General features: G+C 66.7%; 3 protein-coding genes. All 3 read left to right on the forward strand.

Going from position 1 to position 3,943, the window contains the following annotated elements:
- On the forward strand, window positions 1–131 hold a 131-nt coding region (locus BN4348_RS32130; RefSeq protein ID WP_268921156.1), incomplete at its 5' end, for a phosphoribosyltransferase family protein.
- Window positions 132–445: 314 nt separating this feature from the next.
- The gene (hpf, locus tag BN4348_RS32135) at window positions 446–1,138 is read left to right on the forward strand and encodes a ribosome hibernation-promoting factor, HPF/YfiA family (protein ID WP_066908230.1); all 693 of its coding nucleotides are present in this window, start codon (window positions 446–448) and stop codon (window positions 1,136–1,138) included.
- 111 nt (window positions 1,139–1,249) lie between these two features.
- Window positions 1,250–3,943 (forward strand): preprotein translocase subunit SecA (gene secA / locus BN4348_RS32140; protein ID WP_066908233.1); only part of this gene is annotated, 2,694 nt, incomplete at its 3' end.

Genomic DNA, 3,943 nt, shown 5'->3' on the forward strand with positions numbered 1-3,943 from the left:
GGCCCCCGGGCACCGAGGTCGTCGTCGTCGACGACGTCGTCACCACGGGGGCGACGGCGCGCGAGTCGGTGCGGACCCTGCGGGCGGCGGGCGTGCGCGTGGCGGCGGTGCTGGCGATCGCGGCGGCGTGAGGCTGTGCGGCAGCCAAGGGTATGTGAAGAACTCGCAACAGCTGTGCCAAATCAGTGGCATCCCAAGGCGAACACGAGCTAACGTCGAGAACAACCTTCAGGAACATCCTGGGCTTCCTGGTCACTGACGCACTCGTCGTGATTCCCCAGGTTGAACGCCAGACGCGGAGGGGGTGAGTATTCGACACCTTGCACCGGCGGGCAGCCTGCGGCCAAAACCGCTCCCACCCCGTCGGCGCTTTTCGTAGCAAGCCGGCACGCACCGCGTGCGACGTGGAAAAGGAAACGAGTTGACACGTATGTCAAGGCTTACCGTGGATTCCGGTCAAATTCTCGACCAACGGCCGGCAGACGCCACCGAGCCGGCCGAACCGACACTTAACGCCGAAGTCGTGTTCAAGGGCCGCAACGTCGAAATCCCCGATCACTACCGCATTTACGTCTCGCAAAAACTCGCCCGCCTCGAACGATTCGATCGCTCCATCTACCTTTTCGACGTCGAGCTCAAGCACGCACCCAACCGGCGCCAGCGCAAGTCCTGTCAGCGCGTGGAGATCACCGCCCGCGGGCGCGGGCCGGTCAGCCGCGCGGAGGCCTGCGCCGACAGCTTCTACGCCGCCTTCGAGTCGGCGGTGGACAAGCTGGAGAACCGGCTGCGCCGCGTCAAGGACCGCCGCAAGGTTCACTACGGCGACAAGACGCCCGTGTCGCTGGCCCACGCCACCGCGGTCGCCCCGACACCGGCGAAGGCGTTCAACAACGAGCCGGTTCAGCCGCACGAACACGACGGCGACGCGGTCGACCGGCATGACGGCGTCGACCGGGAGCCGGGGCGGGTGGTGCGCACCAAGGAGCACGAGGCCAAGCCGATGACGGTCGACGACGCGCTCTACGAGATGGAACGCGTCGGGCACGACTTCTTCTTGTTCTTCGACAAGCAGACCGAGCGGCCGTCCGTCGTCTACCGTCGCCACGCCTACGATTACGGGCTGATCAGCCTGTCCTGACGACGTTCGCGGGCTTTTCCGGCGTGTCACCTACGATGGATGGCGCCGAACACTTGAACGGCGAAGAAGAACGCCATCCAACAGGGGAACATCCCCAAGAGGGACGACACCGTGCTACAGAAGTTGCTGCGCCTTGGTGAAGGTCGCATGGTCAAGCGCCTCAAGCGGGTGGCCGACTATGTCAACACGTTGTCCGACGACGTCGAGAAGCTCACCGACGCGGAGCTGAGGGCCAAGACCGACGAGTTCCGCAAGCGCCTCGACGAGGGGGAGACCCTCGACGACCTGCTGCCCGAGGCGTTCGCCGTGGCCCGCGAGGCCGCGTGGCGGGTGCTGGACCAGCGCCCGTTCGACGTGCAGGTGATGGGCGCGGCCGCGCTGCACCTGGGCAACGTCGCCGAGATGAAGACCGGTGAGGGCAAGACCCTGACCTGCGTGTTGCCGGCCTACCTCAACGCGCTGGGCGGCAAGGGCGTCCATATCGTCACCGTCAACGACTACCTGGCCAAGCGCGACAGCGAGTGGATGGGCCGGGTGCACCGCTTCCTGGGCCTGCAGGTCGGGGTCATCCTGGCGCAGATGACGCCCGACGAGCGGCGCGTCGCCTACAACGCCGACATCACCTACGGGACCAACAACGAGTTCGGCTTCGACTACCTGCGCGACAACATGGCGCACTCGCTCGACGACCTGGTGCAGCGCGGGCACTCCTACGCGATCGTCGACGAGGTCGACTCGATCCTGATCGACGAGGCCCGCACCCCGCTGATCATCTCCGGCCCCGCCGACGGCGCGTCGAACTGGTACCTCGAGTTCGCCCGGCTGGCACCGCTGATGCAGAAGGACACCCACTACGAGGTCGACCTGCGCAAGCGCACCGTCGGCGTGCACGAAAAGGGCGTGGAGTTCGTCGAGGACCAGCTCGGCATCGACAACCTCTACGAGGCCGCCAACTCGCCGCTGGTCAGCTACCTCAACAACGCGCTGAAGGCCAAGGAGCTGTTCACCCGCGACAAGGACTACATCGTCCGCGACGGCGAGGTGCTCATCGTCGACGAGTTCACCGGCCGCGTGCTGATCGGCCGCCGCTACAACGAGGGCATGCACCAGGCCATCGAGGCCAAGGAGCACGTCGAGATCAAGGCCGAGAACCAGACGCTGGCCACCATCACGCTGCAGAACTACTTCCGGCTCTACGACAAGCTCGCCGGCATGACCGGCACCGCCCAGACCGAGGCGGCCGAGCTGCACGAGATCTACAAGCTCGGGGTGGTCTCCATCCCGACCAACAAGCCGATGGTCCGCACCGACTGCTCGGACCTGATCTACAAGACCGAGGAAGCCAAGTACATCGCGGTGGTCGACGACGTCTCCGAGCGCTACGAGAAGGGCCAGCCGGTCCTGATCGGCACCACCAGCGTGGAGCGCTCGGAGTACCTGTCGCGGCAATTCCAGAAGCGCCGCATCCCGCACAACGTGCTCAACGCCAAGTACCACGAGCAGGAGGCGGGCATCATCGCGGTGGCGGGCCGCCGCGGCGGCATCACCGTCGCCACCAACATGGCCGGCCGCGGCACCGACATCGTGCTGGGCGGCAACGTCGACTTCCTCACCGACCAGCGGCTGCGCGAACGCGGCCTGGATCCGGTGGAGACGCCCGAGGAGTACGAGACCGCCTGGCACCAGGAGCTGGCCCTGGTCAAGGAGGAGGCCGGCAAGGAGGCCGCCGAGGTGATCGAGGCCGGCGGCCTGTACGTGCTGGGCACCGAGCGCCACGAGTCGCGGCGCATCGACAACCAGCTGCGCGGTCGCTCCGGCCGGCAGGGCGACCCGGGCGAGTCGCGCTTCTATCTGTCGCTGAGCGACGAGCTGATGCGCCGCTTCAACGGCGCGGCACTGGAGGCGATGCTCAACCGGCTGAACCTGCCCGACGACGTGCCGATCGAGAACAAGATGGTGACCCGCGCCATCAAGAGCGCCCAGACCCAGGTCGAGCAGCAGAACTTCGAGGTCAGAAAGAACGTCCTCAAGTACGACGAGGTGATGAACCAGCAACGCAAGGTGATCTACGCCGAGCGCCGCCGCATCCTGGAGGGCGAGAACCTCAAAGAGCAGGCGCTGGACATGGTCCGCGACGTGGTCACCGCCTACGTCGACGGCGCGACGGCCGAGGGCTACGCCGAGGACTGGGACTTGGAGGCGTTGTGGTCGGCGCTGGGGACGCTCTACCCGGTGGGGATCAGCCACGAAAGCCTGACGCATCCGGACGCGGACTCCGACCGTGACGACCTCACCCGCGAAGAGTTGCTCGACGCGTTGCTCAAGGACGGCGAACGTGCTTATGGCGTAAGGGAAGCCGAGCTCGAGGAGATCGCCGGCGAGGGCGCGATGCGTCAGCTGGAACGCAACGTGCTGCTCAACGTCATCGACCGCAAGTGGCGCGAGCACCTCTACGAGATGGACTACCTCAAGGAGGGCATCGGGCTGCGGGCGATGGCGCAGCGCGACCCGCTGGTCGAGTACCAGCGCGAGGGTTACGACATGTTCATGGCCATGCTCGACGGCATGAAGGAGGAGTCCGTCGGCTTCTTGTTCAACGTCACCGTGGAGGCGGTGCCCGCCCCGCAGGTCGCCCCGCAGGCGACGCCCGAGGTGCTGGCGGAATTGGGGGCGGCCGCCGGCGGTCAGCCGGACGGCGAAGCCGAACCGCCCACCGCGCCGCGGGAAGAGGCCCCAAGCACCTTGCGCGCCAAGGGTATTGATGACGAGGCTCCCGCGCTCACGTATTCCGGCCCGGCCGAGGAC

This window comes from Mycobacterium interjectum, assembly GCF_900078675.2.
GTDB classification, from domain to species: domain Bacteria; phylum Actinomycetota; class Actinomycetes; order Mycobacteriales; family Mycobacteriaceae; genus Mycobacterium; species Mycobacterium interjectum.